Annotated in this window: 20 protein-coding genes; 12 read left to right on the forward strand and 8 right to left on the reverse strand. The window is 71.0% G+C overall.

The window, feature by feature from the left end; translation table 11 throughout:
* Positions 1-14 precede the first annotated feature (14 nt).
* The 5 genes from FHU34_RS32670 to FHU34_RS32690 are packed head-to-tail and all read right to left on the reverse strand — an operon-like array spanning position 15 to position 6,581.
* The gene (locus FHU34_RS32670) at positions 15-1,274 is read right to left on the reverse strand and encodes a cation:proton antiporter (RefSeq protein ID WP_145786440.1); all 1,260 of its coding nucleotides are present in this window, start codon (positions 1,272-1,274) and stop codon (positions 15-17) included.
* Positions 1,271-2,524 carry a cytochrome P450 gene (locus tag FHU34_RS32675; protein ID WP_145786441.1) on the reverse strand — a complete coding sequence of 418 codons (1,254 nt, stop codon included), beginning with the start codon at positions 2,522-2,524 and terminating at the stop codon, positions 1,271-1,273. The genes FHU34_RS32670 and FHU34_RS32675 overlap by 4 nt, the downstream gene beginning before the upstream one ends.
* Positions 2,521-3,510 (reverse strand): alpha-hydroxy acid oxidase, encoded by a 990-nt coding sequence (locus tag FHU34_RS32680; protein WP_145786442.1) that lies wholly within the window; start codon positions 3,508-3,510, stop codon positions 2,521-2,523. The genes FHU34_RS32675 and FHU34_RS32680 overlap by 4 nt, the downstream gene beginning before the upstream one ends.
* A gap of 1 nt (position 3,511) precedes the next feature.
* Positions 3,512-5,077, reverse strand: coding sequence for an NAD(P)-binding domain-containing protein (locus tag FHU34_RS32685; protein ID WP_145786443.1), 1,566 nt, complete (start codon positions 5,075-5,077; stop codon positions 3,512-3,514).
* On the reverse strand, positions 5,067-6,581 hold the full coding sequence (locus FHU34_RS32690; protein WP_145786444.1) for an aromatic amino acid ammonia-lyase: 1,515 nt from the start codon (positions 6,579-6,581) through the stop codon (positions 5,067-5,069). Before FHU34_RS32690 ends, FHU34_RS32685 begins: the two co-directional genes overlap by 11 nt.
* 63 nt (positions 6,582-6,644) lie before the next feature.
* Here FHU34_RS32690 and FHU34_RS32695 point away from each other — a divergent pair, with 63 nt between their 5' ends.
* A complete protein-coding gene (locus FHU34_RS32695; protein ID WP_145786445.1) occupies positions 6,645-8,183 on the forward strand; it encodes an NAD(P)-binding domain-containing protein in 1,539 nt (512 codons plus the stop codon).
* A complete protein-coding gene (locus FHU34_RS32700) occupies positions 8,173-9,564 on the forward strand; it encodes a class I adenylate-forming enzyme family protein (protein WP_145786446.1) in 1,392 nt (463 codons plus the stop codon). Before FHU34_RS32695 ends, FHU34_RS32700 begins: the two co-directional genes overlap by 11 nt.
* 81 nt (positions 9,565-9,645) lie before the next feature.
* Here FHU34_RS32700 and FHU34_RS32705 read toward each other — a convergent pair whose 3' ends face one another.
* Positions 9,646-9,768 (reverse strand): 50S ribosomal protein L36, encoded by a 123-nt coding sequence (locus tag FHU34_RS32705; protein ID WP_030331473.1) that lies wholly within the window; start codon positions 9,766-9,768, stop codon positions 9,646-9,648.
* A gap of 157 nt (positions 9,769-9,925) precedes the next feature.
* Between FHU34_RS32705 and FHU34_RS32710 the strand changes: the two genes are divergently transcribed.
* Together FHU34_RS32710 and FHU34_RS32715 are read left to right on the forward strand one after the other, a co-directional pair.
* A complete protein-coding gene (locus FHU34_RS32710) occupies positions 9,926-10,231 on the forward strand; it encodes an SdpI family protein (protein ID WP_167524991.1) in 306 nt (101 codons plus the stop codon).
* Between the two features lie 66 nt (positions 10,232-10,297).
* Positions 10,298-11,212 (forward strand): lytic polysaccharide monooxygenase auxiliary activity family 9 protein, encoded by a 915-nt coding sequence (locus FHU34_RS32715; RefSeq protein ID WP_145786448.1) that lies wholly within the window; start codon positions 10,298-10,300, stop codon positions 11,210-11,212.
* 27 nt (positions 11,213-11,239) lie between these two features.
* Here the strand turns inward: FHU34_RS32715 and mgrA are convergent, their stop codons facing one another.
* Positions 11,240-12,235, reverse strand: coding sequence for an L-glyceraldehyde 3-phosphate reductase (mgrA, locus tag FHU34_RS32720; RefSeq protein WP_145786449.1), 996 nt, complete (start codon positions 12,233-12,235; stop codon positions 11,240-11,242).
* A 70-nt stretch (positions 12,236-12,305) separates the two neighbouring features.
* On the opposite strand from mgrA, the gene FHU34_RS32725 reads away from it, so the two are divergent.
* The 8 genes from FHU34_RS32725 (at position 12,306) to FHU34_RS32760 (ending at position 20,444) form a co-directional block, all read left to right on the forward strand.
* Entirely contained in the window at positions 12,306-13,286 is a 981-nt protein-coding gene (locus FHU34_RS32725; RefSeq protein ID WP_145786450.1) for an aldo/keto reductase, read from the forward strand.
* Between the two features lie 5 nt (positions 13,287-13,291).
* The gene (locus FHU34_RS32730; RefSeq protein ID WP_167524992.1) at positions 13,292-13,789 is read left to right on the forward strand and encodes a hemerythrin domain-containing protein; all 498 of its coding nucleotides are present in this window, start codon (positions 13,292-13,294) and stop codon (positions 13,787-13,789) included.
* A gap of 55 nt (positions 13,790-13,844) precedes the next feature.
* The gene (locus FHU34_RS32735) at positions 13,845-15,089 is read left to right on the forward strand and encodes a histidine kinase (protein WP_145786452.1); all 1,245 of its coding nucleotides are present in this window, start codon (positions 13,845-13,847) and stop codon (positions 15,087-15,089) included.
* The gene (locus FHU34_RS32740) at positions 15,086-15,736 is read left to right on the forward strand and encodes a response regulator transcription factor (protein ID WP_145786453.1); all 651 of its coding nucleotides are present in this window, start codon (positions 15,086-15,088) and stop codon (positions 15,734-15,736) included. The genes FHU34_RS32735 and FHU34_RS32740 overlap by 4 nt, the downstream gene beginning before the upstream one ends.
* A 76-nt stretch (positions 15,737-15,812) precedes the next feature.
* Positions 15,813-16,889, forward strand: a complete 1,077-nt coding sequence (locus FHU34_RS32745) for a hypothetical protein (RefSeq protein ID WP_145786454.1) — start codon at positions 15,813-15,815, stop codon at positions 16,887-16,889.
* 275 nt (positions 16,890-17,164) lie between these two features.
* Positions 17,165-17,335 carry an FxSxx-COOH cyclophane-containing RiPP peptide gene (fxsA, locus tag FHU34_RS32750; protein ID WP_231924423.1) on the forward strand — a complete coding sequence of 57 codons (171 nt, stop codon included), beginning with the start codon at positions 17,165-17,167 and terminating at the stop codon, positions 17,333-17,335.
* Positions 17,317-18,537, forward strand: coding sequence for an FxsB family cyclophane-forming radical SAM/SPASM peptide maturase (locus FHU34_RS32755; protein WP_244312075.1), 1,221 nt, complete (start codon positions 17,317-17,319; stop codon positions 18,535-18,537). The genes fxsA and FHU34_RS32755 overlap by 19 nt, the downstream gene beginning before the upstream one ends.
* A complete protein-coding gene (locus FHU34_RS32760; RefSeq protein WP_167524993.1) occupies positions 18,534-20,444 on the forward strand; it encodes an HEXXH motif domain-containing protein in 1,911 nt (636 codons plus the stop codon). Before FHU34_RS32755 ends, FHU34_RS32760 begins: the two co-directional genes overlap by 4 nt.
* Here the strand turns inward: FHU34_RS32760 and fxsT are convergent.
* Positions 20,413-24,150, reverse strand: a 3,738-nt coding sequence (gene fxsT, locus FHU34_RS32765) for an FxSxx-COOH system tetratricopeptide repeat protein (RefSeq protein ID WP_145786456.1), incomplete at its 5' end; no start/stop codon positions are given. The genes FHU34_RS32760 and fxsT overlap by 32 nt on opposite strands.

The following is a 24,150-nucleotide window of genomic DNA, read 5'->3' on the forward strand; positions in this document are numbered from 1 at the left end:
CTCAAACAATAAATCTACGGGGTTCCGGCGGGAACGAGCGACGGTGTAGATGCGGGAGCGCTCGCCTCGCGCCGCTCGATCCAGCTGAGCAGCGGCGTCGTCATGATTGTCGTGACGAGCGCGACCAGCACCAGCACGGTGAACAGCGACGAGTTCACGACGCCCGCCTCCAGCCCCACGTTCAGCGCGATCAGCTGCATCAGGCCACGGGCGTTCATCAGGGCGCCGACGCGCAGCGCGACCGGGTTCGGCTCGCCCATCATCCGGGCCGCACCCCAGCAGGCACCGAACTTGCCGACGATCGCCACGGCCACGCACGCGACGGCGAAGCCGAGCACTGCCGGGTTGCCCAGCAGCGCGAACTCGGTGCGCAGCCCGGAGAAGGTGAAGAACAGCGGCAGGAACACCGTCGCGGCGATCGGCGTCAGCGTGTCGACCACCTTGTCGGTCTGCGCGGAGTGCGGCATCACCACGCCGACAGCGAAGGCGCCGAAGACCGCGTAGAGCCCGATCTCGTCGGTGTACCAGGCGACCAGGAAGAGCAGCGCCACAGTGCCCAGCAGCCGTGCGCGATCACCCGGGAGCCCCATGACGAAGCCGGCCACCCGCCGCCCGCCCAGCCACAGCGCCAGCCCGAACAGCACTGCGCCACCCGCGGTGACCAGGGCCGGGCCGGCGGCGCCCGAGGCGAACGCCAGCACCACGGCCAGCATGATCCACGCGACCGCATCGTCGATCGCGCCGGAGGCCAGGGCGAGCAACCCGAAACGGGTGCCGGCGAGACCGCGCTCGGTGATGATCCGGGCGAGCATGGGGAAGGCCGTGATCGCCAGCGCCACACCGACGAACGCCGCGGACACCCCCAGCGACACGCCCTCCGCGCGGATCGGGACGAAACCCGCCATGCCCAGGACCAGCAGGACCCCCAGAACCAGCGGAACCGTGACACCCGCCAGCGACACCGCCCCGGCCGTGCCCGCCAGCCTGGTCACCCGGTGCGAGGTGAAGGCGTAGCCCGCCTGGAACATGAACAGCACCAGGCCGACCTGGCCGACCACGTACAGGATCGGCAGCAGCGGCGCGGGGAAGAGCGCGGCCTGCGCGCCCGGCCACAGCAGGCCGAGCAGCGACGGGCCGAGCAACACCCCGGCGAGCATCTCGCTCACCACGGGAGGCTGACCCGCCTTGCCGAGAAGCCAGGAGACCAGCCTGCAGAAGAGCAGAATGACAGCGACCGCGATGAAGAACCGCGGGGCGAGTTCGGTAGGGGTCACGGGCCTGCCTCCTCGAAGAATCGGGTGCACAACTTCTGCCGCCGGGCGTCGACGACCATCCAGGTGCCGCAGACGAGCTGCTTGACCGACCGCCCCACGTCGAAGACCCGGTCGCGGTGCCGCATGAGGGCGAGCCGGTTGCGGCCGGGACCGGGGAGGCCCCGGGGCGTCAGGTACGCGGGACCGCGACTCGGCAGTGAGCGGGTGTGCGCCGCCGACGAGCTGACCGAGAACCGCCGCAGCACCTCCCGTGTCGCTGCCCGCAGTTGGACGGGGGCTGCACCACGCGCCGGACAGGCCCGGTTGGCGGTGACGCCGTACGGGATGAAATGCGCGTCCTGCCGGCGCAGCGACAGCCAGCGGTCCGGGTTGAACTCGTCGTCGGCTGCGGGGCCGGTGCGCTGATAGGCCAGATAGTTGAAGAGCAGCACCGATCCGGTGGGGAGAACGTGATCGCCCACGGAGATGGGCCCGGAGGTGATCCGGTGCGCGATACCGAACAGCGGGTACACACGGAGCGTCTCGTCGATGACCCGGTCGAGAGAGCCGTCCGACGTGTCCTCGACGGACCGAGCGCACAGCAGGATGTGCGTCATGGCCTCCGACATCTGCACCACCGCCGTGTTGAAGAACGCGCCCTGGAGGTACCAGGCGGTCTCCAGGGCGGTGAAGGGCGGCGGCAGCACGACCGGGCAGGTCCCCGCGTCGATCCGGTCCAGCAGGTAGCGCGTCAGGCGATCCCGCCGGGACATGTGCCGCAGACTCATCCCCTTCAGCGCGGTGACCACGTCGTCCGCATTCGCCACGATGAGCTCCCGCACGCCGCGCGGGCAGGATGCGCCGAACACCAGCTCGTATGAGACCTCGGCCCAGATCGGCATCATCAGGTCCCGTAGCCGCACGTGACTGGTTCGGCCGGTCGGGAGCGTGTCGAGGATCCGCCGGGTCGCGGCCGTCGCGAGTTCGTCGGAGCGCGGGTGTGCGACGGCCAGCACCTGACGTGTCGTCCGCGCGACCGTCTTGTACGGCTCGCCGGGCTCCAGGTGCTCCTGATGCATCTGTGGACCGGGGGCGAGCCAGTACCAGAACAGGTCCGACAGCCCGGCCCCGCGGCTGCGTCCGTCGGCGGCCGGATCGCTGTAGACCCGCTCGAAGTCCTCCGGCCCCACCAGCGGCCCGGGGACGGGAATGCCCTCGGCCCCGTTCACCCGCTCGAAGATCCACTCGCGGAGGGCGACCACCGCCTTCACCGGGTTACCACCTGGTCGGGCGTCAGATCGGCCGGTCGCCGCGCTCCGGCCAGGGCGAGGGCCTGGTCCAGCTCGGTGGTGAGTCGTTCGAGCGCCTCCCGTACGCCCACCGCCCCGCCCGCCGCGAGCCCGCGCACCACCGGACGTCCCACCAGCACCGCCCGTGCTCCGAGAGCAAGCGCGATCACCACGTCGGTGCCACAGCGCACACCTCCGTCGAGCAGCACCGGGATCTGCCCATCCACGGCTGCCACGACTGCGGGCAGCGCGTCGAGCGTGGGAATCGCCCCGTCGAGCTGACGTCCACCGTGGTTGGACACGATCACACCGGCGGCGCCGTGCTCCACCGCGAGGCTGGCGTCCGCGGGATGCAGGATGCCCTTGAGCAGGATCGGCAGCCCTGTGACGCCGCGCAGCCACACGATCCGGTCCCACCCCGCCGTCGCGTCCATCGCGATCGAGCGCACCCGGCCGGCCGCGTCGCGCATGTTCTCGCAGGCGTAGCCGGACGGCAGGTCCGTGAAGCCGTTGCGCAGGTCACGCTCGCGCCGTCCGAACACCGGAGAGTCGACCGTCACCACGAGCGCCCGGCAGCCCGCCGACGCGGCGCGCTTGACCACGTACTCGGTGAAGTCGAGGTCGGGTTGCGGGTACAGCTGGAACCACAGCGTTCCGCCCGCCGCCGCGATCTCCTCGACCGGCTGGGTGGCGGCCATGCTCACCACCATCGCGGCGCCGGCCGCCGCGGCCCCCCGGGCGGTGGCGGCCTCGCCGTCGGGGTGCGCGAGTCGATGAAAGGCCGTCGGAGCGACCAGGACCGGGGCGGCCAGCGACGTGCCGGCCACCGTGGTCCGCAGGTCCCGCTCGCCGGTCGCCCGCAGCACCCGTGGCACGAGCCACCGCCGCTCGAAAGCCCGCTCGTTGGCGGCCATGGTGCGTTCCCGCCCGGCGCCGCCCTCGAAGAAGTCCTGGTGGACCGGGTCCATCTCAGCCCTCGACGCCGGAGAGGCAACGCCCCAGGAACTCCTGTAGCGGCCGCACGTGGACCTCGGGCCGGTCCCACCGGTTCTCCAGGTTCTCGGCGAGGTGGTGCGTGCTGATCACCTGGCCCTCGCGGTGGTAACGGACGACCGGGTGCAGGTACGCCGCATCGTGCGCCTGCCCCACGACGTCCTGGGCGACGCGGGACACGGTGATGTCGAACGGGTCGACCTGGTCGTGGTCGGGGCCGTACTCCAGGGTGATCACGAATGCCCGGTCGTAGTCGTGCTCGGCGGTGCGCAGGCCGGTCGACACGAAGTAGTCCACCGGCACCTCCTCGTGGTAGCGGGCCTCCGGGCCGGCGAGGGTGAGCACGTCGGCGAGGAACCCGAACTGCTGCCACAGGGCGGAGGTGCGGTTGACCCGCTCGATGACCGCCGCGGTCATGGCCGCCGGGTCGGCGGCGAGCCTGGTGGACGGCCAGTCCGTGGCGTCGTACCGGCGGGAGAGGATTCTGTGCAGTGCGCGCACGGCGTAGCGGAAACCGTGCACGAAACCGCTCGTGGACTTCTTGAAGTCGCGTACCTGCGAGATCGTCCCGGCGAAGAACAGCCCGGGCACGTTCACCGACTCCCATTCCTCGGTCTGTGCCGGGAACCGGTCCTTGATGGTGAGTTGCGGCCGTGCGGAGGCGTCGAAGATCGAGTCGTCGAAACGGAATCCCGTGCACGCCAACACCCGGTCGTAGTGCAGTTCCTTCACGACCTCGTTGGCCCTGGAGAAGCTGAACGCGACCTTGTAGCCCGTACCGTCACGCTCGATGCTCTTGATCGTGCCGTCGAGGATCGCGTTTGCCGACTTGAGCTGATAGGTGTCGAGGAAGTTGTTGTTGACCGCGCGCAGGTGCCCGACGTAATGGGTGCGCCACGCCATCCGGACCGAGCTGGGCCCCGCGACGTGGATCAGCGTCGTGGTCTCCATGAGGTTCTCGGCGGTCTCGAAGGCGGAGTTGCCCTTGCCGATGATCAGCACTTTCTGGTCGAGATAGTCACGTGGCTCGACGCTCATCACGTCGTACCCCTCGGCCAGCTCGAATCCTGCGATGTCCGGCGAGTAGGTCTTCGACACGCCGGTGGCGACGATCACCGCGCGGGCCTCCCAGCACCGGTCGCCGGCCTCGACCGTGAACACGTCGTCGTGCTTGGACACGCGGGTCACCCGGGTGCCGTAACTGACCTTGACGCCCGTCTTCGCCGCGAAGTCCGCGAGGTATCGCACCATCACGTCGGCGTCGGGGAAGTACCGCTCGGTGTACTGCGTGAACAACAGCGCCGGATCGTCGGTGAGCAGGGAATTCCAGTCGAGCCGCAGATTCAGCTCGGGGTCGTCGGTGCCCGTGCGCGGTTTGTTGATCGAGATGAGCTGGCGGTGCCGAGGATAGGTGGCGAAGAACGCCCCCGGCCCGTCGGCGCCCTCCAGCACCACATAGTCACGCGTGCCGTCGGCCTCGAGCAGGGCGGCGAGCTGAAGACCGGCCGGACCGGCCCCGATGATCAGGTAATCAAGCGTCACGGCGCTCACCGTACGAGCCGGAAATCAGAGAGATTTCAAGCTCTTCCAGAATGGCGACCGCCCTTCGTACGTCTCCGTCGAGCGGCCGGTCCGGGTCGATCGCGGGTATCTCCTCCAAGGCTCGAAGGATCCGGTCACAGCCCACCGCCGTGGGCCGGCGCGCCCCCACGTGCACCGCCTGGCGCAGCCCGAGCCCGAGCGAACCGGTGATCAGGCGTAGCAGCTCCGCCTGGTCCAGGGCGCGGAGAGCGGCTTGCGTGCCGAGCGGGATGACGTCCTGGTTGTGCAGGTTGGTGGGGAGGCTCTGCAGGCTTGCGGGCACGGAGTCGCGCCTGATCTCGGCGATGAGCGCTGTCGACGCGAGCTGTACGCCCTGCAGCCCGTGCTGCTGACCTGGTCCCGCCGCAAGCATCGGCGGCAGTCCGCCGTTGCGCCCCGGGTCCACGAGCAGGTCGAGTTGGCGCTCGGCGAGGTTGCCGACCTGGGCTATCACCATGGACAGGACGTCGGCGGCGAACGCAGCGGGTTGGCCGAAGAAGTTGCCGCCGTGCACGACCTTGTCGTCGGCCGGGAAAAACAGCGGGTTGTCGCTGACCCCGCCGAGGTCCGCCGTCACGACACCGTCGACGTAGCGCAGGGCGTCCTCGGCCGCTCCGAGCAACTGTGGCGCGCAGCGGATGCTGTAGGGCTCCTGCAACGGTCTGGTACCGGACGTCTCCAGGCCGGCGGCTGTCGTTCGCATCGCGGCGCCCACCTCGATGGCACCCCGGTGACCGTAGGCGGCGAGGAGGGCGGGATCGAGGAACTGCGGATCGCAGCCGAGCAGGTCGGCGAGCAGGCAGCTCAGCGTCTGCACCACGCGGTGCGAGGTGCGGACCCGGCCCAGGGCGAGGGCCAGCACCGCAGTGGTGAGCGACGTGCCGTTCACCAGCGCCAGCGCGTCCCTGCCGTCGAGCGGCAGCGGTTCCAGGCCGGCCTTCGCCAGGGCCTCACCGGCGGGCATCCGCACACCGTCCAGGTAGGCGTGCCCGCGACCGCGCAGCGCCTGAGCGGCGGCACCGAGCGGGATCAGGTCGCCGCTGGCCCCCACCGAGCCGAATCGGGGCATGGCCGGTGTGAACGTCGTGCCGAGCATGGCCGCGAGCGCGTCGATCACGTGCGGCGAGACCCCCGACGCGCCCCGGGCCAGGGACCAGGCGCGGACCAGCAGCGTCGCGCGCACGACATCCGGTGCGAGGTCCGGGCCCTGGCCCGCCCCGAGGTGGGCGAGGGTGTTGTCGGCCTGGTCGCGCTGGTCGGCTCGGCCCGCGTACCCGACGAGCGCCCCGAACCCGGTGGTGGCACCGTAGATCGCGCGGTCGTCGCCGAGTGCCTTCCCGAGGAATGTGCGGCCGGTCGCCACCCGGTCGCGCACCTCCTCGCCGATCACGACAGCGACCGGGCCCGCTGCGGCGCGCAGGTCGGCGGGGCGCAGCGGTGCTGCCAGATCCACCTCAATCGTCATGGAAGCGGATGCTAGAGACGCTTTCTCAGAGCGCTCTGAAATCGCCTCAGTAAATTGCGCCGTATGACGCACGATTGCCTGATCATCGGAGCCGGGCCGGCCGGTCTGCAGCTCGCGGCCCTGCTCGAACGCGACGGTCACGACTACGTGGTGCTGGAGGGCGGCCCCCGACCGGGCACATTCTTCGAGACCTATCCCCGGCATCGCCAGCTGATTTCGATCAACAAGGTGTGGACCGGATCGGAGGACCCGGAGTTCAATTTACGGTCGGACTGGAACTCACTGCTGACCGACGATCCGGCGTTGCTCTTCAAGAACTACAGCACGCGCTATTTTCCGGCCGCGGACGATCTGGTGCGTTATCTCGCCGACTTCGCGCGGGGTCTGCGCGTCCGTTACGACACCCGGGTGACCTCCGTGTCGAAGACCGGTGACGTGTTCACGGTGCGGGCCGGCGACGACAGCTGGACGGCACGGAGAGTCGTCGTCGCCACCGGCGTCTCCCAGCTCCACGTGCCGCCGATCGAGGGCGCGGACCTGGCCGAACGTTACGACACGGTGAGCGTCGACCCCGCCGACTTCGTCAACCAACGCGTGTTGATCATCGGTAAGGGCAACTCGGCCTTCGAGACCGCGGACGCGCTCGTCGAGACCGCCGCGACGATTCACGTCGCCGGGCCGCACTCCATCAAGCTGGCTTGGCAGTCCCATTACGTCGGGCACCTGCGCGCCGTGAACAACAACTTCCTGGACACCTATCAGCTGAAGTCGCAGAACGCCGTCCTGGACGGCACTGTGGAGCAGATCAGCCGGCGGGAGGGCGGCGGGTTCCGGGTGCTCTTCCGGTACGCCCGGACGGTCGAGAACCTGCGCGAGCTCGAGTACGACAGGGTCATCCTCTGCACCGGATTCCGCTTCGACGCGTCCATCTTCGCCGAGTCCGCGCGGCCGGAGCTGGTCATCAACGATCGGTTCCCGGCGCAGACGCCGGCCTTCGAGTCGGTGAACGTCAGCGGTCTCTACTTCGCCGGCACCCTCAGCCAGCAGCGTGACTTCAAGAAGTCCACCAACGGCTTCATCCACGGCTTCCGCTACGCCACCCGCGCACTGCACCACATCCTGCGCGAGCGGCACCACGGGCAGCCCTGGCCGTCGCGGCAGATCGCCCTGACGCCGGAGGCGATAGCCGACTCGATAATCGCCCGGATCAACGTGACCTCGGCGCTGTGGCAGCAGTTCGCGGTGCTCGGCGACGTCATCACGGTCGAGGGCGAAGCCGCCTGCTACCGAGAGGAGGTACCGGTCGCCTACCTGCGGGAGGCGCTGCCGGACGTGTTCGCGTTCCTGGTCACCCTGGAGTACGGCCCCGACCACGACCAGGTCGACCCGTTCGACATCACGGTGCCGCGTCCGGCCGAGAACGACGCGAACGCCGCGCACGACGCCAGCTATCTCCACCCCGTCGTGCGGGTGCTGCGCGACGGGCAGGTCGTCGCCGAGCACCACCTGGCGGAGAACCTGGAGAACACCTGGGACCTGCCGACAGTGCATCGGCAGCCCCTCGAGGTCTTCGTCAAGGGCGTCCTCGCCGATGCCTGCTGACGTCTGGCCGCAGCCCATCCTCGACCTCCTGGCAACCGGCGAGGACCGGCCGGTCTTCGAGGACGGGCCGGTCGTCACGACCGCCTCGGAGATGGCGGGTCTGATCCGGCGCATCGCGGCCGGGCTGCGCTCGTCCGGCGCGGGGCCCGGAGTGGGTGTCACGCTCGATCTGCCGGTCACCGCCGCCGCCTTCGCCGCCACCATGGCCGCCTTCGCGGTCGGGGCGCGGGTGTCCGGGTGGCGTGCCGACCTGAGCCCGGCACAACTGTCCGGCTCCCTCATTGTCGACTCGGCTCAGCTGGCCTCGCTCGCCGAGCATCCCGACAACGGGCTGCCACTTGTCGCGGCGGGACGGGCTGAGGATCCCGCGCGGATCACCTGGACCAGTGGCAGCACGGGGACGCCGAAGGGCGTGGTCCAGACCTATGCGGCCATGTCGGCGGCCTGGGTCCCGTACCCGGACCGGTGGCCCCCGGCCATCGCCGAACTGGCGACCCGGATGCAGCGCTACCTGGTCTTCGGGTCGCTGGCCAGTCAGGTGATGCTGGAGTACGGCGTCCTCGCCCTCGCGGCGGGCGGCACCCTCGTCGTGGCGCCCCGGCCGGTCTTCCCGGATGCCCTGGTCGAACACCAGGCCACGGCGAGCGTGATCACCGTCGGCAAGCTGCACCAGCTGATCCGGGACCAGCGCGCCAACCCGGTGGACCTGCGTCACCTGGGGGCGCTGATGGTCTCCGGGTCGCCACTCGCGCCGGGCCGACTGGCGGAGGCCCTCGACGTGCTGGGCCCGGTGATCTTCCACGGGTACGGGCAGACCGAGACGTCGATGATCGCCATGGTGACCCCCGCCGAGATGCTGACCAACCCGGCCACGCTCGCCACTGTCGGTCGTCCGGCCGTGGACGTCTCCATCCGCGACGGGGAGGTCTACGTCCGCACACCCACGCAGGCGTCCTCGTACTGGCAGGACCCGGACGAGTCGGCCGAGGTGTTCGTGGACGGGTGGGTGCGTACCCGTGACCTGGGCGAGCTCGACGCGGACGGATACCTGCGGCTGCTCGGGCGCGCCCGGGACGTGATCATCGTCAACGCGCAGCTGGTCCATGCCGGACCGGTGGAGCGGGCGCTCGCCGCCGACGCCACGGTCGGCGAGGCGTACGTCGTCGGGTGCCCGGACGAGATGACCGGCGAGGCCGTGCACGCCTTCGTGGTGCCGGTGGCCGGGAGGACGCCCGATCCGGATATGTTGCGCAAGCTCGTGGCCGCACAGGTGAACGACCTGGCGGTGCCCCGAACCGTCACTGTCGTCGACCGGGTTCCGCTCGCGCCGAGCGGCAAACCGGACAAGAGTCGACTCGCGCAGCTCCGTGACGATCCGTGACATCCGGTCGACATGCAAAACGCCCTGACCAGGTCACCGGTCAGGGCGTTTGTCGACTGTATGTCCGGTGCGGGGCCGGGGTCAGCCCTGGCGGCTCTTCCACTGCGGGTTGGCGCGGTTCACCACGACCGTCCGGCCGCGACGGCGGACCACCACCGAACCCGGCTTCTGCTTCAGCGCACGCAACGAGCTACGTACCTTCATCTCTGCCTCCTCGGTGCAAGCGGTTCCGAGTATCGAAACGCCGCACCCACCCTGGGGATTCCCGCCCCTTACGCTGATGGTTGGCGATGCGTGGGGAGGTGCCAGAGTGTGGCCCGGGGCCTTTGTGACTGTGGTCTACGCGTTTCTTGGTTGGCTCGTGGCGTTCACCGCCCGGGCCGCGCTGCGACCGACGGTGAACAGAAACCGCAGCCCCGGTGTACGGACGCCGGCGACGCTGCGCTCTGCGGAGCACTGGCACGCGGCGCACCAACGGGTCGCCCGCCCCCTGCGCCGCACCGGCATCCTGCTGGCGGTCGCCTCACCGCTGCCGATTCTGCTCGGGGCCGCCTTCGGTGATCCGCCGGTGATCGCGGCAGTGCTGGTGCTCGCCCTGCTCGTCGTGCCCTATCTGCTCTACCTGGCCTACCTCGCCGATCACGCCGCAGCCGCCGTCGACGGCTGACGATTACCGGAGCCCCGTCGAACCTTTGCCGCCCGCCGGCCGTACCAGTGGGCGGAGGTCGCCCTCATGCCCGTACGCCGGCTCTTCGCCGTGGCGCTCGTCGTCGCCGCGACCGTGCCCCTGACAGCCACGCCCGCCGCCGCCCACGGCGCCCCCACCGACCCGGTCAGCCGGGCGGCGGCCTGCGGGCCCGAGGGCCGGTACGCGGCCACCAGCGCCTGTCGGGCGGCCGTGAAGGCGGGTGCGGCGGTGCGCGAATGGGACAACGTACGCGTTGCCGCCATCAACGGCCGGGACCGGGAACGGATCCCGGACGGTGAGTTGTGCAGCGGTGGGCTGTCCGCGTACCGAGGGCTGGACCTGCCCCGCACCGACTGGCCGAGCACCGAGTTGACCACCGGCGCGAAGTTCACCTTCCGGTACCGGACCACCATCGAGCACCGGGGCACCTTCCGGCTCTACGTCACCACACCCGACTACGACCCCAAATCCCCGCTGAACTGGGCGGACCTGGAAGCGCGCCCGTTTCTGACGCTGACCGACCCGCCGGTGCGGGCCGGGGCGTACCAGTTGGCGGGCCGACTGCCGGCGGGTCGTACGGGCCGGCACCTGATCTACACGATCTGGCAGAACTCCAACACCCAGGACACCTACTACTCCTGCTCCGACGTGGTGTTCCGTGGTGCCAAGGCCACCGCGACGAAGGCCGCCGCGACGAAGAGCGCGGCGGCCGCTCCGCGTACCGCTGAGAGTGAGCCGGCGGCCAGCGGCTCGGCGGTGGCGGCGGCGGCCGACCCGGGCGTGCCGGTGGCGTCGGTGACCGACCTCGGTGGCCGGTGGCCGGTGCTGGCCGGTGCCGCAGTCGTGCTGGTCCTGCTGCTGCTGATCGGCGCGACCCGGCGACGTCGCGGTGCCGCCGCACCCGTGGGCCGCCAGTGCGAGGTCCGTAACCACCGGGCCGGGCGGCGTCGGATCTGGTGATCCGAGCCGCCCGGAACCCGGCGGTGCTCAGCCCAGGTGCTGCTCGATCTCGGCCAACTCGTCGGCGGTGAAGTCGAGGTTGTCGAGCGCGGCGATGTTCGTCTCCAACTGCTCGACGCTGCTCGCCCCGATGATCAGGCTGGTCATCCGCGGGTCGCGCAGCGCCCAGGCCAGCGCGAGCTGCGCGAGGGACTGGCCGCGCCGGTCGGCGACCGCGCCGAGACCCCGGATGGTGGCCATCTTCTCGTCGCTCAGGTCGCTCTCGTTGAGGAAGACGCTGGTGCGTACCCGCGAGTCGGCCGGGATGCCACCCAGGTAGCGGTCGGTCAGCAGGCCCTGGGCCAGCGGGCTGTACGCGATGCACCCCGCGCCGACCTGCTCCAGCGTGTCGAGCAGGCCGTCGGACTCGGTCCAACGGTTGAGCATCGAGTACGACGGCTGGTTGATCAGCAGCGGCGTACCCAGGTCACGCAGGATCGCGGCGGCCCGCGTGGTCTGCTCGGAGTTGTAGTTCGAGATGCCGACGTAGAGCGCCTTGCCGGAGCGGACGATGGCGTCGAGCGCGCCCATCGTCTCCTCCAGTGGGGTGTCCGGGTCGAACCGGTGCGAGTAGAAGATGTCGACGTAGTCCAACCCCATACGGCCCAGCGACTGGTCCAACGACGAGATCAGGTTCTTGCGCGAACCCCACTCGCCGTACGGGCCGGGCCACATGAGGTATCCGGCCTTGCTGGAGATGACCAGCTCGTCCCGGTACGCCTTCAGGTCGGTGGCGAGCATCCGGCCGAAGTTCTCCTCGGCCGAGCCGGGCGGTGGGCCGTAGTTGTTGGCCAGGTCGAAGTGGGTCACACCCAGGTCGAAGGCGCGTCGGACGATGTCGCGCTGCCGTTCGAACGGGCGGTCCGGGCCGAAGTTGTGCCAGAGCCCGAGGGACACGGCGGGCAGACGCAGGCCACTACGCCCGCTGCGCCGGTAGGTCATGGAGTCGTAGCGGTCATCCGCGGCGAGGTAGGTCACGATCATGAGCCTAGCTCCGGCAGGTGCTGGCGGAGATAGCGCGTGCGAACCAGGACATCGGGGTAGTTTCGACGCCATGCGTTTCATTGCGCTCGACACTCCCAAACCGCTGTCCAAGATCGGGCTGGGCACCTGGCAGTTCGGTTCCCGCGAATGGGGCTACGGCCGGGAGTTTGAGCAGCAGGCGGCGCAGATCGTCCGGCGGGCCGTGGAACTGGGCGTGACGGTCTTCGACAGCGCGGAGATCTACGGCTTCGGGCGCAGCGAACGCATCCTCGGCGCGGCCCTCGGCGACGACCGGCCCAAGATGGTGATCGCGTCCAAGATCCTGCCCGTGCTGCCGGTGGCCGCCGTGGTGCAGCAACGGGCTGTCGCCTCGGCGGCCCGGCTCGGCGTCACCAGCATCGACCTCTACCAGGTGCACTCGCCCAACCCGCTCGTCGCCGACCACACCACCATGCGCGGTATGCGCGTCCTGCAGGACGTCGGGCTGGTCGGCGAGGTCGGGGTGAGCAACTACGGGCTGCGCCGCTGGCAGGTCGCCGAGGCGGCGCTCGGCCGGCGGGTGCTCAGCAACCAGGTCCGCTACAGCATGCTGGACCGCGCGCCCGAGCAGGACCTGCTGCCATACGCGCGGGAGGCCGGCCGGGTGGTCATCGCGTACAGCCCGCTGGCGCAGGGCTTCCTCTCCGGCCGATACGACGCGAAGAACCCGCCGAGCGGCGCGGTCCGCCGGGCCAACCCGTACTTCCTGCCGGAGAACCTGGAACGCGGCGCGGTCCTGATCGACACCCTGCGCCAGGTGGCCGACGCGCACGACGCCACCCCCAGTCAGATCGCGCTGGCCTACCTGCTGCGCCATCCGAACGTGCTCGCCATTCCCGGGGCGTCCGGGGTGGAGCAGATGGAACGCAACGCCGCCGCCGCGGACATCGACCTCGCCGACGACGAGTACGCCGCACTGGTCGAGGCCGCGAAACGCTTCCGCCCCGTCACCGGCCTCGCCGCGATGCCGGCGATGGTGCGTGCCCGGTTCGCCAGCCCAACGGGAAAGTGAGCACAGTGGACGACATCACCGCACTGATCCTGGACGACCACGCCGCCTTCCGGCGTGGCTTCGCCCGCCTCGACGACGCCCGCGACGAGCAGGAGATGCTCGCCGTCTGGGACGCCCTCGCCCTGCACCTGGACATCCACGCCGAGGCGGAGGAGGCGATCCTCTACCCGCACCTGGTCAAACACGGCGACGACGGCGAGGACGAGACCGCCGACGCGATCGGCGACCACAACAAGATCCGGGACGCCATCGCCGAGGCGAAGCTGCACCCGGTCGGCTCGGACGAGTGGTGGGCGGCGGTCGGCACGGCCCGCCGGGAGAACAGCGAGCACCTCGCCGAGGAGGAGGACGAGGCGCTGCCCGACTTCCGCCGGCACGCCAGCTTCGAACTCCGCGCCGAGTTGGGGCAACGCTGGCTCACCTTCTACGGCGAGCACAAGAACGGCCGCAACCTGCCGTTCCGCGACAAGGACCCGCAGCAGTACGTCGCCGACCACCGCTGAGATCTCCCCGGCACGGGGGAGTCGCCCAGGCCCACCTCGGCAGCAGAATGACGAGGTGACAGTCCGAGCGGCGCTGACCCCGCTGGTCGCCGGCACGACCTGGCGACGCGGCGTCTTCCTGCTGCTCGGCGGAGTGCTGGCACTGCCGTACGGGGTGCTCGCGGTGACCTTCGCCCAACTGTTCGCCGACTCGGCGATCCCCCGACCACTGGTCTACGCCCTGCTGGTGATCGCGGCGCTGATCGCCGGGGCGCCGTTGCTGCTGGACGGCAGTCGGGCACTGGAGATCGCCGCCGTACGGGCTCTGCTCGGCGTGGACCTTCCCGAACCGGTGCCCGGGCACCGGGTCGACCGGGAGACCCGGCTGCGCAGCGCGCTCTGGATCGCCACCCACCTCGTCGTCGGCGCACTGGTGATGATCGCGCTGTTCAGTGCCCTGCCGATGGCTCTCGCCTTCATCGCCCAGCAGTTCGGCATCGGCACCGAACTGATCAGCCGCGAACGGTTCGGGCCGCTGGACGGGCGCGACGGCGGCTGGCTGACAGTGAGCGGGGTGGTCCTGCTGGTCGGCCTCGGCTACGCGGTCGCCGGGCTCGGCGCGCTCGCCGGCTCGATGGCGCCGGTGCTGCTCGGGCCGGCCCCGGCGGAGCGGATCGCCGCCCTGGAGAGGGAGGCCCTCCAACTCGCTGAACGCAACCGGCTGGCCCGGGAGCTGCACGACTCCATCGGCCACGCGTTGACCGTCGCCACCCTCCAGGCCGGAGCCGCCCGCGAGGTCCTGCACACCGACCCGGAGTTCGTCCGACGGGCGCTCACCGCCATCGAGGAGACCGGACGGACGGCCATGGACGAGCTGGACCACGTGCTCGGGCTGCTCCGGGAGACCGGCAACGAACGTCCGGTGGTGGCGCCGCAGCGTACCCTCGCCGACCTGGACCGGTTGGTCACCGACGCCCGCGCTGCCGGGCTGGCGGTGCACGCGCATCGGGTCGGCAACGCGGCGCGAGTCCCTGCGGCCGTCTCCCGGGAGGGTTACCGCATCGTCCAAGAGGGACTGACCAACGCCGCCCGCTACGGCGACGGGCCGGTGACGCTGCGGCTGGACCTGCACCCGGAAGCACTGGAGTTGGAGCTGGTCAACGCGATGAGCCGACCCGGTCGGACCCCGCTGGGCCACGGCGGTCGCGGTCTGGACGGCATGCGGGAGCGGGTGCTGCTGCTCGGCGGCCGGATCACCGTGGGACCGGATGGCGACCGGTGGCTGATCCGGGCCCGCCTGCCCTACGAGGAGACCCGATGACCACCGGCGTGCTCATCGTCGACGACGACGAACTGATCCGGATCGGGCTGCGGGCCATCATCGACGCCCAACCCGACCTGCGCGTCCTCGCCGAAGCCGCCGACGGCGCCGAGGTGCCGCCGCTGGTGGCCCGGCACCGGCCCGACGTGGTGCTGATGGACGTGCGGATGCCCGGCATCGACGGCATCCAGGCCACCCGACACCTGCTGGCCACCTCCGCCGACCCGCCCCGGGTGCTGGTCGTCACCACGTTCGCCAACGACGAGTACGTCTACGAGGCGCTGCGGGCCGGCGCCTCCGGCTTCCTGCTCAAACGAGCCCGGCCCTCCGAGGTGGTGGAGGCCGTCCGGGTGGTCGCGGCGGGGGAGTCGCTGCTCTTCCCTGCTGCGATCCGCCAGTTGGTCGGCGCGTACGGGCCGGCGGGCGGCGACCGGCTGCACGCCGCACGGCTCACCGAACGGGAGGCCGAGGTGCTCCGGTTGATGACCACCGGCCGGTCCAACCCGGAGATCGCCGCGCACCTGGTGGTCGGCGTGGAGACGGTCAAGACGCACGTCGGCAACGTGCTGGCCAAGCTGGGTGCCCGCGACCGCACCCAGGCGGTGATCGCCGCCTACGAGTCCGGCTTCGTCACTCCGTCCGGCTGACGGTTCCCTCGCCCGGGGGAGCGGGTTCACCGCTTGCCGGGAGGGAGTCCGGCGGCTGTCCGTCGAGGCTGAGAGCATGACGAAAATCGATGCCTCCCCGTCCCGGACCGGCTCCCGCTGGCCGGACCGGCTCGCCCCACTGGCCGCCGGTTGGCTCGGCCTGTGGGGCGTGCTGGCCCTGGTCAGCATGCTCACCGACGCCGGCTACCCGTTCGGCCCGAACGACCCCAACGGCGGCGACGTCAGCCTGCTGCGCCTGGTGCCGGTCGAGGTGGCCACCCCGCTCTTCGCCGGCGTGCTGCTCACCGCCGCAGTGGCAGCCCTGGCGATGAGCCGCCCGGCGGTGCGCCCGCCCGGCCCGCTGCGGGCGCTGCTCGCCGGCTACGGCTGGGCGGTGGCGTGCGCGCTCGTCCTGGTCGTGCCGGACGTCCGAGTGCTGGTCGTCCTCGGCTACCTGCCGATACTGATCGTCGGGGCGCCGTTCGGCTGGCCGCCGGTCGACTACGCCGACGTCTTCAACTGGGCGCTGTTCGCCCGGTTCGCGGCGCTGGCCGGCGGGCTGCTACTGGCCGGTGCGGTGCTCGCCTGGCAGCGCCGTACCGCCGGGGCCTGCGTCGGCTGCGGTCGCGCCGACACCGGCCGACGGTGGACCACCCCGGCCGCCGCCACCCGCTGGGGTCGGTGGGCCGTGGGCATCGCCGCGGCCATCCCGCTGACGTACGCGTTGACCCGGTTCGCCTGGGCGGCCGGCATCCCGCTCGGCATCTCCCGCGAGTTCCTCACCGAGATGCAGGACACCGGGCTGGTCTGGGCCGGGTTCGGGCTGGCCGCGTTCGCCACCGTCGGCGCGATCCTCACCCTTGGGCTGGTGCAGCGCTGGGGCGAGCGGTTCCCGCGCTGGATGCTCGGCCTCGCCGGCCGGCGGGTGCCGGTGAAGCTGGCCGTGCTGCCCGCCACAGTGGTCGCCATCTCCGTGACCGCGGCCTCGCTGGGACTGCTCAGCAACCCGAAGTTCTGGGAACTCACCGGCGGGCTCAGCCTGACCGGGGCGCCGATGCTGCTCTGGCCACTCTGGGGCGTGGCGCTCGGCGCGGCCACCTACGCGTACCACCTGCGCCGCCGTGGAACCTGCCGGCGCTGCGGTCGGGACTGACCACACGTGTCGCCGTAGCCAGCTACCGGATCGATGGTCCTTCCCGTCCGGACGCCGGATTTTCCATGGACGGATGGCCGAGAACAATGTCTGCGGGCCGCACTGTGGCGTTGAACCGGATGACCCGCCCGACCCACCGCGCAAACAGCGTGCGGCCGCTAGGATGACCCGGTTCGTCGGCGGGGTCGGCGTGGTGACGGGTCTCGGCCCGGCGGCTTCCGCACAATTCATTGCTCACTCGGGCGCGAGTCCTTTTCGCGGGTGGACGGATCATGATGGATACGACCGATGGCGCACCTCAGGGCACCCTCGTGGACCTCAGCGAGGTGAGCCTCGCCGACCTTCAGGAGCTGGACCAGTCGGTGTTCGCCCACTCGTTGCGCCGAATTCTCGACGAGATCGATCGCCCGCAGGAGGCGGTCGCCGGGTGGAACTCGGCGATGTGAGGATGCCGGGTGGCGGGCGCGGCTCGATGGGGGCCGCCACGGTAGCCGAGGGCGGCCTGTCCACCCGCCCACGGCCCGTCCCGTTCTCGGAGTTCATCCTCAAGGTCCACAGCCGGTGCAATCTGGCCTGCGACTACTGCTACATGTACGAACTGGCGGACCGCAGCGCCCTCGCCGACCCGCTGCTGATGGCGCCGGACGTCTTCGACCACGCCTGCCAGCGGATATGCGAACACGTCCACGCCCACCGACAGACCGCCGTACGGATCGTCCTGCACGGCGGCGAACCGCTCCTGGTCGGCGCTCCCAACCTGGTCCGGATGGCGAGCCGACTCCGGGAGGCACTCGCCCCGTCGCAGGCTCAGATCACCGTGCAGACCAACGGCACCCTCCTGACCCGACACGCCCTCACACTGCTCGCCGACGCCCAGGTGCGGATCGGCGTGAGCCTCGACGGCGACCGGACGGCGAACGACAGGCACCGGCGGTACGCGTCGGGCCGCAGCAGCTACGACGAGGTCGACCGGGCCCTGCGCCTGCTCGCCGAGCGGCCCGACGCGTACGCGGGCGTGCTCTGCGTCGTGGACCTCGCCGCCGACCCCCGACAGACCTACGAGGCGTTGCTGTCGTACCGGCCGCCGATGGTGGACTTCCTGCTCCCGCACGCCAACTGGGAGGCGCCGCCGCCACGGCGAGGTACGGACCCGAGCCCCTACGGCACCTGGTTGGCGGCGGCCTTCGACGCCTGGTACGACACCTCGCCCCGACTGACCCGTGTCCGACTCTTCGAGGAACTCATCAACCTGCTGTTCGGCGGGCGCAGCCGAACGGAGTCCCTCGGGCTGAGCCCCGTGGCCGCCGTGGTGATCAACACCGACGGGGCGTACGAGCAGGTCGACACGCTGCGCTCCACCTACCCCGGCGCGGTCGGCACCGACCTGACCGTCTTCACCGACACCTTCGACGACGTGCTGCACCACCCCGCTGTCGTCGCCCGCCAGATGGGGGTGGACGCGCTCGCCGCCACCTGCCGTACGTGCCCGGTGCACCGGGTCTGCGGTGCCGGCAACTATCCGCACCGGTACCGGGCGGGAAGCTTCACCAACCCGTCCGTCTACTGTCCCGACCTTCTGCACCTCATCGCCCACGTCGAGCGACGCCTACGAGCGGATCTGGCAGCCATGCCCCGGGGGCGGTCGTGACGGGATACCACCGGCTCACCCCCGACGACCTCGCGGCGCTCGCGGCTGGCCTCGGTGACCAGCGGACCATCCGACTGCTGCGCGACGGCCAGGTGAGCAAACGCATGCTCCAGTTGCGCGTCCTGCTCGACACAGTGGATTCGGAGGAGACCCGCCGGCACTTCGGGCTCTGGGCGACGGCGGCGGGCCGGTCACCCGAGGCGGGGCCGGCGGTGTTGGCCCTGCCGCACACCGGCGCCTGGTTGGCCAGCGCGCTCCGGCGACTGCGGACGCCGACGCCGTCCGCACCGGCGTCCGAGGCGGCAGCCGGCCGTACGACCGGCGGGTTGGTGGTGCGGGCGGCGTCCGAAGCGCCCGTCGAAGCCGAGTTGACAGCGCTCGGGTCACTCGCCGCGGTGGCGGCCCTCCGCGCGGGAATGGACTTCGAGCTCAGCGTCGTGCCGCGCGACGGCGCCGTCTACCTGCCCACGCTCGGGCTGGCGCGGGTCGGGGACGCGCAGCGGGTGACCATCTCGCGGGTGGGCTCGCGACTCCTGATCGGGCCGGTCGAGGTGTCACCGGCCTCTCCGTCGGACCCGGGGCCGGGTGCGGAGAACGCCGGCTGGTCCGGCCTGCACCGACTCCGCAGCACGGCCGACGGACTGACGCTGCGGATCACCCTCGACGATCTCGACCCGTACCGGGACCGGCACCGGCTCTGCGCCGCCGAGCGGCTCACACCCGCCGAGGTCGCCGAGTGGCAACGGCTGCTCGACGACGCGTGGCCGATCCTGGTACGCCACCACCGCCGGCACGCCGAGGCGATCGCCGAGGGACTGGGCTGGCTCGTGCCGCTGGTGGCCGACTCGGTCAGCGCCGGGGTCAACGTCACCAGCATGGATGCCTTCGGCTCGGTCTCGATGACCTGTCCGATCGACGGGCAGGCGTTCGCGCTCGGCCTGCTGCACGAGTTCCAGCACGCCAAACTCGGTGCGACGCTCGACGTCGAACCCCTCTACGACCGCGACGACAGTCGGTACTACTACGCCCCCTGGCGCGACGACCCGCGCCCCCTCGGGGCAGCCCTCCAGGGCGTCTACGCCTTCATCGCGGTGACCGAGTTCTGGCGGGGTCGTCGCGCGCTGCTCACCGGCGGCCCGGCCCGGATGGCCGAGGTGGAGTTCGCCCGTTGGCGCGACCGTGTGTCCCGCACCTGCGCGGACATCGAGTCGTTCGGCCGTCTGACCGCCGCCGGCCGGGAATTCGTCGCCGGCCTGCGGCGGGTCATCGACGACTGGCGGGACCCGGTGGATCAGGGAGCGGCCGAACTCGCCCGGGAGGCCGCCGAGGACCACTGGACGGTCTGGCGGCTGCGGAACCGCCGACCGGACCCACACGTCGTACACCAGCTCGCCGCCGCGCGTTCGGCCGGACTGCCGTGCCCCGCCGTCACCGTCGTGCTGCGGGTGGAGCCGGCCGACGGCCGTTGGCTGAGCCTCAGCCCGCGGCTCGACCTGGTCCGGCTGCGGCTGACCGATCCGGAGCGGTTCACGCGGCTGCGTACCGGCGCGGAACGCCTCGTCGACGCACTGCCCACGGCGTCCGACGGGGACCTTGCCCTCGCCGCCGGGGATGACCTCGCCGCGCGCGAGAGCTATCGCCGGCAGGTGTGCGCCGACCCGGAACTGCTGTCCGCCTGGGTCGGACTGGCCCTCGCCGAGCAGCGGTTGACGGCGGCGCAGAAGACCGCCGGGGCCGACCCCGAGCTGTGCCGCGCGGTGTACCGGCAGCTGCGTACGGACGGGCACCCGGAGGACCCGTTGGAGTTGTCCCGGTGGCTCGCGCCGGTGACCTGCGTGCCGGCACCGGGCATCGAACCCGACGGAGAACCCTCGGTCACGTCGGTGGCGGTTCCAGATCGCAGTTGAGGCGGTTCGCCTCGACCAGAGCGATGGTGTTCGGGTGGTGCTCCCCCAGGACACGGCGGAAGAGAGGCATCACCGAGTCGCGCAGGGCGCGGGCGCCTCGGTGGTCCCCGGCGACACTCAAACTCGTGGCCAGGTTGTTCGCCACCGCCAGAGTGTCCGGGTGCGACGGGCCGAGGATGCGCTGGGCCCGCTCGTAGCAGTCCTGGTCGGTGGCGAGGGCCGCCGCGAACTCCCGGCGCCCGTACCAACAGTTGGCGAGGTTGATGTTCGCGGCCAGCGTGTACGGGTGGTCGGCACCGATCTGCTCGGTGAACCGGTTGACGACCTCGTCGGACAACGCGAACGCCGCGTCCAGATCCCCGGCCTTCCGCAGGAAGATGGCCAGGTTGTTGCCGTACGCCAGGGTGAACAGATGGTCCTCGCCCATCGCGTCCCGATACCAGCGGTACACCGGGCGCGCCCGGCGGAGCGCGCCCGCGTCGTCCTCCAGGGCGGACTCGTCACAGGCCAGATTCATCGCGGCGGCCTGCACGTCCGGATGATCGGGACCGTGCCGGCGGCGGGAACGGACCAGCACGTCGGCGCTCAACGCGTGGGCCCGCTCGAACTCGCCCAGCTTCCGCAGGGTCACCGCGTAGCTCTTGGTCACCCGTAGGGTCTCGCTGTCCTCCTCGCCGAGCACCTGCCGGTCCGCCTGCACGGCCGCCTCCAGGACCCGTCGGGACTCGGTGAGGTCGCCGGTGTCGCGGAGGTCCCGGCCGTACTGCCCCTCGGAGAAGAGGGTGAACGGGTGCATCGGCCCGAGGGTGTCGCGGCGGCGGGTCAACGTGCGCTCGTTGAGCCGCAACGCCCCGCGCAGGTCGCCGACCAGACGCAGCGACAGGGCCAGGTTGTGCGCGGCGATCAGCGCCCGCGAGTGCTCCTCGCCGAACACCTCGCGGGCCAACTCCTCCGTCCGGGTGTCCAACTCGCGCGCCCGTTCGAAGAACCCCAGCGCGCGCAGGTCCGCGGCGAGGCTGCCGGCCACGATCACCGTGTACTCGTGGTTCTCGCCGAGAGTGTCGGAGAGCCGCTCGTACACGTCCTGGTCGATGTCGTACGCGGCCTGGTACTGCGCTTCGAGGCGCAGCGCGTTGGCGAGGTGGAAGCGCATCATCTGGGTCGGCGGGTCGTCCGCGCCGTGCTCCGCCCGCCACGCCTCGATCGCCTTCTCGGCCAGCTCGGAGCAGGTGGCGAAGTCGACCCGGGTCCACATGTACCGGGCCACGTCCAGCAACAGTTGCCGAACCTCCGGCTGCGGTGAGTGGAGCGTCTTCGACGGCAGCAGGTGGGGCCAGAGGTCGGCGTAGATCGGCCAGTTGCGGGGCTGGTCGGGGTCCTTCGGGTTGGCGGCGGCGAGGATCGCGTGCACGTGACGCCGGTTCTCCGCCTTGACCTCGTCGGACAGGGACTCCCGGATCAGCTCCTGCACCAGTGGGTGCATTCGCAGGCTGGCCTGGTTGCCGTCGTCACCGCGGTCCGAGGTGCGTCCGCGCACGTTGTCGATGCGGGCCAACGAGTATCGGCCGACATCCCGCAACGCGCGCCCCATGAGCAGGGGATCGCGAACCGAGGGATCGTAGGGGAGCAGCACGTTGATGAAGCTGTCGTCGTAGAGGAGCGACATCGGGATCGGCTCGGCGGCGAAGAACGCGCAGACCTCCAGCAGCTTCGCCGCCGCCGGGTTGCGCTCCCGCAGGCTCTCCAGCGAGACGAGCCACGGCTCCGCGCCGGTCTGCCGATAGTCGTTGGGCAACTCGTCGGAGAGCATGCCGGGCAGGTAACGGCGTAGCCGCCGCAGGTACTGGGTGGCCGACTCGCCGGTGGTCGCCAGCCACGCCCCGGCCTGTTCCACGGCGAGCGGCAGGTCGCCCAGGCGCGCGGCGACCATCTCCGCGTCGGTCAGGGGCAGGCGGGGGATCCGGCGACGGAGCAAGGTGGTGCTCTCCGCCCGGTCGAAGGCGCCCACCTCGAAGTTGCGGGCATGCCGGGCCCAGACGTGGTTGCGCGTGGTGACGAGGACGTGCCCGGGGCCCTGCGGCATCAGGTCGTGCAACTCGGCGGGATCGTCGGCGTTGTCCAGCACCAACAGCCACCGCCGGTACGGGTCGCCCCGACGCAGGGCGTCCAGCACCCACTGGACCCGCTCGGCGACGTTGCCTCCGAGTGGCGTGTCCGCCTTGGCAGCCAGCCGGTCGGCGAGCGAGGCCAGAGCGAGCCGCATCACGCTCGGCTGCTGTGCGGAGATCCACCAGACGACGTCGTACTCGGCGCGGAAGCGGTAGGCGTACTCCAGGGCGATCTGGCTCTTGCCGACGCCGCCCAGACCGTGCAGCGCGAGCGGGGTGTGCCGGGCCTCGGCCGACGACAGCCAGTCGCGCATCTCCTCCAGGAGCGGGCTGCGGCCGACGAACTGGACGTTACGCGGCAACGGCACCCTCCAGACCGGGGGTTCGTTGCCCGGGAACCGTCGGCGTTGCCCGGCGCCCTCCGGGTCGGTCGCCGGGCGGGCGGGGTGGTCCAGTGCTTCGAGCAACCGGCTGGCGGCCTCCTCCTCGGTGGCGCCCACCAGGTCCACCGGGACCCGCTCCAGGAACACCGCCGGCGCGCGGGAATTGTCCAGCCGGACGGGCACCAGGAAGTTTCCGCCGCTGCCCGCCTCGTAGGTGGTGGCCTGGGACCACAACTCGCCGGCGTTCGGCGACTGCATGTATTCCTGGGACAGCAGCACCACCAGCCGGGCGGCGTCCTTGAAACCGACGGCCGTCGCCGCCCCGCCACCAGGGCTGGCCGGGAAGTCGACCTCCCGCATCACCGTGTGCAGGCCTGCCGAACGGAGCTCGTCGCGGACCCACTCGGCCCAGGACCGGTCGAGCGAGACATAGCTGATGAACACGTCGGGTGTCGCCCCGGAGACGCGCTGCCGCTCGAACTTGGCCAACCACTGGCGGCGCAGCCGATCCTCCATCGGCGGCAGGCTGTCGACGGCGTTCTCGGTGATCGCCCTGGCGAGTCGCTCGTAGGCGGCGAGCAGGGTGCCCTCGTGGTGGGCCCGGTCGCCGAACCCCGCCAGGATCTCCTCGTACGCGTAGTAGGGCTGGTAGGGAATCTCGATCTCGCCCCAGTACCTGTCGCTCTCCTCAGGTGAGGTGCGAGGCAGCAGGGGCGCGAAGCGGCGGCGGGCGTGGTCACGCCCCGCTTCCAACTTGAGCTGCTCGGCGTTGTCGACCCGCATCGGCACCGGCAGGATCCGGATCGGTCGGTCGCCGCGTTGTCGGATGATGGAGCGGGTGACGCCGGCAGCTCCGTCGATGCTCTGGTCGTTGAGCGTGAACGAGGTCACCACGGCATCGGGCAGTCGCACGGTGCAGATGCCGGCGCCGTCGCTGACACCGGTGCGGCTATCGATCAGCACGTAGTCGTAGTGCTCCCGCATGCTGGCGGCCAGCGCGTCCAGGAAGCTGTTGCCGCCCAACTTCTCGAAGAACGCCTGCCAGTCGAACGTGCTGACGGCCTTCGTGTACGCCGTGTCCTGTCTGCCGGCCGGCAGGAGGTCCAGACTGCCCCGTGCAATCGGACCCGCCGACGGCCGGACGGCCGCGGCGGGAGCGGGGAAGTCCCAATGCAGCGAGACGGCGTGATGCAGCACGTCGGCCGCGCTGCCCAG

It is taken from the genome of Micromonospora taraxaci (assembly GCF_007830095.1).
Classification (GTDB): Bacteria; Actinomycetota; Actinomycetes; order Mycobacteriales; family Micromonosporaceae; genus Micromonospora; species Micromonospora taraxaci.